The organism is Streptomyces aureus (genome assembly GCF_001418135.1).
Taxonomy (GTDB): Bacteria; Actinomycetota; Actinomycetes; order Streptomycetales; family Streptomycetaceae; genus Streptomyces; species Streptomyces aureus_A.
In genome coordinates this window covers 1-4,467 of sequence record NZ_LIPQ01000232.1, presented here as the reverse complement: position 1 = coordinate 4,467, position 4,467 = coordinate 1, and the positions used below count along the sequence as shown (strand labels likewise).

The following is a 4,467-nucleotide window of genomic DNA, read 5'->3' as shown; positions in this document are numbered from 1 at the left end:
GCCCTCCCGTGCGTCCTGAAGAACCATGATCCGACTCGCCACCCCCGCCGATCTCGACGCCGTCGTCGCCCTCCACACCGAGGCCCGCGCCACCTACTACCGCGGTCACGTCCCCGACGCCGACTTCCTCGGCCCCGAGGAGATCGCCCGCTCCCGGGCCGGCTGGGCCGCCGCCGTCGGGCGCGGGGCCGTGCTCTGCGCCGTACGGGACGGGGAACTCGCGGGCATCGCCGCGTACGGGGAGCGCGACGGCCTCACGCACCTCACCCAGCTCCACGTCCTCCCCGCCCGCTGGCGCGCGGGCGTCGGCACCGAGCTCCACGCGGCCTGCGTCGAGGCCTGGCGGGCCGCCGGGGTGACCGAGGCGCGCCTGGAGGTCTTCGAGAAGAACGAACGCGCCCAGGCCTTCTACACCGCCCACGGCTGGACCCCCGACCCGGAGACCCCGCGCGACGGCGACCACCTCGTGCTCCGGCTCACACTGGGACCGGAAACGGAATGAAATCCGCCGGCGGGGTCGTTGCCGCGACAGAACACCCCGAACACCCCGCCGCCGAACCCCGGAGAGAAGTCACATGCGCGTCGAGATCTGGAGCGACATCGCCTGCCCCTGGTGCTACATCGGCAAGGCCCGCTTCGAGAAGGGACTCGAGGCCTTCGCCCACCGCGACGACATCGAGGTCGTGCACCGCTCCTTCGAGCTCGACCCGAACCGCGCCAAGGGCGACACCGGCCCCGTCCTGGAGATGCTGGCCAAGAAGTACGGCCGCACCCTCGACGAGGCCCGCGCCATGGAGGCACACGTCGCGTCCAACGCGCACTCCGAGGGCCTCGGCTACCGCACCGAGGGCCGCGACCACGGAAACACCTTCGACATCCACCGGCTGCTCCACCTCGCCAAGGACCGCGGGCTGCAGAACGAGCTCCTGGACCTGGCCTACCGCGCCAACTTCGCCGAGGAGCGTTCCGTCTTCGACGCCGAGACCCTGGTGACGCTGGGCGTCGAGGCCGGTCTCGACGAGACCGAGGTGCGGGCCGTCCTCGCCGACGACTCCGCCTACGCCGACGCCGTACGCGAGGACGAGCGCGAGGCCGCCGAACTCGGCGCGAACGGCGTGCCGTTCTTCGTGCTCGACCGCCGCTACGGCATCTCCGGCGGCCAGCCCGCCGAGGTCTTCACCCAGGCCCTTGAGCAGGCCTGGCAGGGCCGCGCCCTCCAGACCGTCGGCGGCGACGCGGCGGTCTGCGACACCGACGGCGGCTGCGAGGTCCCGGGCGCGTGACCGGCCGCACCCGGCCCGGCTCATGATCACCCCCCGCACCCCCTCCCACCTGCGGCGATAAGCGCGGCTTGGGGATTCCCCACGACCGAACCCAATTGACGGGTGATCGTGGGGAATCCAGGGTGGGGGCATGGAATCTCTGGAAAAGCCCCTCGGGGGCGCCGAGTTCGCGCCGAAGAACACCTACCTCAACACCTCCGCCTGCGGGCTGCTGCCGCGCCGCGCGATCGAGGCCGTCGTGCTCCTCGCGGAGGAGACCGCCGCCGGACGTCCGGGCGGGGCCGGGGATTTCGAGGTCGTGAACGAGGCCCGCGCCGGCTACGCCCGGCTCGTGGGTGTCGCGCCCGAGCGCGTCGCCGTCGGCAGCTCGGTCGCCGTGCACTGCGGCATGATCGCCCAGTCGATGCCCGCCGGGTCCGAGATCCTCTTCCCCGAGGGCGACTTCTCCTCCGTCATCACCCCCTTCACGATCCGCGGCGACCTCAAGACCCGGTTCGTGCCCCTGGACCGGCTCGCCGAGTCCGTCGGCCCCGACACCACGCTCGTCGCCTTCTCCGCCGTGCAGTCGGCGGACGGCCGGACCGCGGACTTCGCGGCGATCCGGGCCGCGGCGGCCGCGCACGGCGCCCGGACCCTCCTGGACGCCACCCAGTCGGCCGGCTGGCTGCCGCTGCGCGCGGGGGAGTGGGACTACACGGTCGCAGGCGGCTACAAGTACCTGCTCTGCCCCCGCGGGGCCTCCTTCCTCACCGTCACCGAGCAGGCACAGGACTCGCTCGTCGCGATCCACGCCAACTGGGTCACCGGCGAGGAGCTGTGGGTGAACAGCTACGGCCCGGTCCGTGAACTGGCCGGCAGCGCACGCCGCTTCGACGAGCCCCCGGCCTTCCTCTCGTACCACGGCGCGGCCCGCTCGCTCGCGCTCCTTGAGGAGGTCGGCATCGAGCGGATCGAGGCCCACGTCAAGGGGCTCGCGGCCCGCTTCCGCGCCGGACTCGTCGCCCTCGGCCACGCGCCGGTGATGGACGAGTCGGCGGTCGTCGCGGTCCCCGGCCTCGGGGACCGCGAGGACGCGCTGCGCGAGGCGGACATCCTGCTCTCCGTCCGCGCGGGAAATCTGCGCGCGTCCTTCCACCTGTACAACACGGCATCGGACGTCGACCGGGCCCTGGAGGTCCTGGCGGGCTGACACCCGTACCGCGCCCGCGGGGGGCACGTACCGGCAAGGCCGTGTTACGTCGGCGGGGCAGGTACGGGCAGGACCGTCGTACGCCCGTGGGGCAGGTGCGAGCAAGACCCGCCGTGGGGTACGTACGAGCCGTACGCCCGTGGGGTGGGTACGCGCGCGGGGGCGCCGTCCTTCTGGGGTGTCCCGCTCAGCAGCCGCGCGGCGGGGCCGGGCACTCGCCCGCCTCGCCCGCCTCCTCGCGCAGGTTGTCCGCCACGACGCCGAGGAGCCGCTCGAGCTCGGCCCGGTCGTCCGGGCCGAGACCGCTCAGGGAGGCCTGCTCCAGGTCGGACCAGACGCCCTCGACGCCGACGCGCAGCGACCGTCCCTCGTCCGTCGCCTCGACCAGGACGGCGCGCCGGTCGGCGGGGTCGGGGCGGCGCAGGACGAGGCCGCAGTGCTCCATGCGCTGGAGCATCTTGGTCACCGTCGAGGCGTCGAGTCCCAGGGACTGGATCAGCTCGGACTGACGGACCGGCCCGCAGTCCCAGAGCCGCATCATCATCATCTCCTGGCCCGGGTAGAGGCCGAGTTCCCGCAGCCGTCGCCCGGCGGCGATCCGGTGCATCCGGGCCACCCGGGCCAGAGCGACGCTGACGGGGCCGCCGTGGGCGGCGGAGGGCGCCGTCTCGGTACAGACGGGGTCGGTTCCTGACATCGCGGGCTCCTCGTGAAGGTCTTCCCACAGATTACCTTGGCTGGCCAAGCAATGGGTTACAGTGACATCCGGACCAGATACTTGGCCGACCACATAAGTTCGTGAAGGGGACAGCCATGACCACCGCCTTCGACCCCGTCGACCTCGCAGGGATCCGGCTCGCCAACCGCATCGCGATGGCCCCGATGACCCGCAGCCGCGCCGAGGCAGACCGCCGGACCCCCACCGCGCTCGTCGCCGAGTACTACGCCCAGCGCGCCTCGGCCGGCCTGATCATCACCGAGGGCGTCCAGCCCAGCGCCGTCGGCCAGGGCTACCCCAACACCCCCGGCCTGCACAGCGCCGAGCAGGTCGCCGCCTGGCGCGAGGTCACCGACGCCGTCCACGAGCGCGGCGGAAAGATCTTCGTCCAGCTGATGCACGCCGGCCGGATCAGCCACCCCGTCGTCCTCGGCGACGGACTCCACCCCGTCGGCCCGTCCGCCGTCGCCCCCAAGGGCCAGCTCTTCGCCGGCACCGGCCTCATCGACTTCGTCGCTCCGCGCGAACTCACCGCCGACGAGATCCGCGAGACGATCGCCGGCTTCGCCGAGGCCGCCCGCAACGCCGTCGACGCCGGCTTCGACGGCGTCGAGATCCACGGCGCCAACGGCTATCTGATCCAGCAGTTCCTCGCCTCCGGCTCCAACCACCGCACCGACGAGTGGGGCGGCCCGGTCGAGAACCGCATCCGCCTCGCCGTCGAGGTCGTCAAGGCCGTCGCCGCCGAGATCGGCCCCGAGCGCACCGGTCTGCGGATCTCCCCGGCCAACACCTACAACGACATCGCCGAGACCGACACCGAGGAGCTCTACCCCGCCCTCGTCGCCGCGATCGACCCCGTCGGCATCGCGTACCTGCACGTTACGGAGCCCGCGCCCGAGATCCGCGAGCTGACCCTCGCGCTGCGCAAGGCCTTCTCGGGCACGTTCATCCTCAATCCCTCCACCGAAGGGCCGACCGGGGCCGACGCGCTGGCCCTGATCGAGGACGGCACCGCCGACCTCGTCGCGTACGGGGCGCTGTTCCTCGCCAACCCCGACCTGCCCGCCCGGCTGCGGGCCGGCGGCCCGTACAACACCCCGGACCCGGCGACCTTCTTCGGCGGCGACCACCGCGGCTACACCGACTACCCGGCGCTGTAACCGGAGCACCCGGAGCACCGCACCCGGAGCGCCCGCCCCCCCCCGCAGCACCTGGAAACGCGAGGACGAAAGGGGCGGGCGCTCCGGGTGCGGTGGTCCGGGTGCTCCGGTTAC

General features: G+C 72.9%; 5 protein-coding genes. 4 read left to right on the top strand and 1 reads right to left on the bottom strand.

Annotation, left to right across the window (positions count from 1 at the left end; all coding sequences use genetic code 11):
- The first annotated feature begins 25 nt into the window (after positions 1 to 25).
- From AOK00_RS19985 to AOK00_RS19975, 3 genes are all read left to right on the top strand, one after another.
- The gene (locus AOK00_RS19985) at positions 26 to 502 is read left to right on the top strand and encodes a GNAT family N-acetyltransferase (RefSeq protein ID WP_055601667.1); all 477 of its coding nucleotides are present in this window, start codon (positions 26 to 28) and stop codon (positions 500 to 502) included.
- Between the two features lie 73 nt (positions 503 to 575).
- Positions 576 to 1,283: a DsbA family oxidoreductase gene (locus AOK00_RS19980; RefSeq protein ID WP_055601666.1), complete on the top strand. Its 708-nt coding sequence runs from the start codon at positions 576 to 578 to the stop codon at positions 1,281 to 1,283.
- Positions 1,284 to 1,413: 130 nt separating this feature from the next.
- The gene (locus AOK00_RS19975) at positions 1,414 to 2,472 is read left to right on the top strand and encodes an aminotransferase class V-fold PLP-dependent enzyme (RefSeq protein ID WP_055601665.1); all 1,059 of its coding nucleotides are present in this window, start codon (positions 1,414 to 1,416) and stop codon (positions 2,470 to 2,472) included.
- 187 nt (positions 2,473 to 2,659) lie between these two features.
- Here AOK00_RS19975 and AOK00_RS19970 read toward each other — a convergent pair whose 3' ends face one another.
- Entirely contained in the window at positions 2,660 to 3,169 is a 510-nt protein-coding gene (locus AOK00_RS19970) for a MarR family winged helix-turn-helix transcriptional regulator (RefSeq protein ID WP_055601664.1), read from the bottom strand.
- A gap of 116 nt (positions 3,170 to 3,285) precedes the next feature.
- On the opposite strand from AOK00_RS19970, the gene AOK00_RS19965 reads away from it, so the two are divergent.
- Positions 3,286 to 4,353, top strand: a complete 1,068-nt coding sequence (locus tag AOK00_RS19965) for an alkene reductase (protein WP_055601663.1) — start codon at positions 3,286 to 3,288, stop codon at positions 4,351 to 4,353.
- Positions 4,354 to 4,467 lie beyond the last annotated feature (114 nt).

Bases quoted from the DNA above. Each gene is read 5' to 3' on its own strand.
- AOK00_RS19985 (WP_055601667.1), top strand. From the start codon at position 26: ATGATCCGACTCGCCACCCCCGCCGATCTCGACGCCGTCGTCGCCCTC.
- AOK00_RS19980 (WP_055601666.1), top strand. From the start codon at position 576: ATGCGCGTCGAGATCTGGAGCGACATCGCCTGCCCCTGGTGCTACATC.
- AOK00_RS19975 (WP_055601665.1), top strand. From the start codon at position 1,414: ATGGAATCTCTGGAAAAGCCCCTCGGGGGCGCCGAGTTCGCGCCGAAG.
- AOK00_RS19970 (WP_055601664.1), bottom strand. From the start codon at position 3,169: ATGTCAGGAACCGACCCCGTCTGTACCGAGACGGCGCCCTCCGCCGCC.
- AOK00_RS19965 (WP_055601663.1), top strand. From the start codon at position 3,286: ATGACCACCGCCTTCGACCCCGTCGACCTCGCAGGGATCCGGCTCGCC.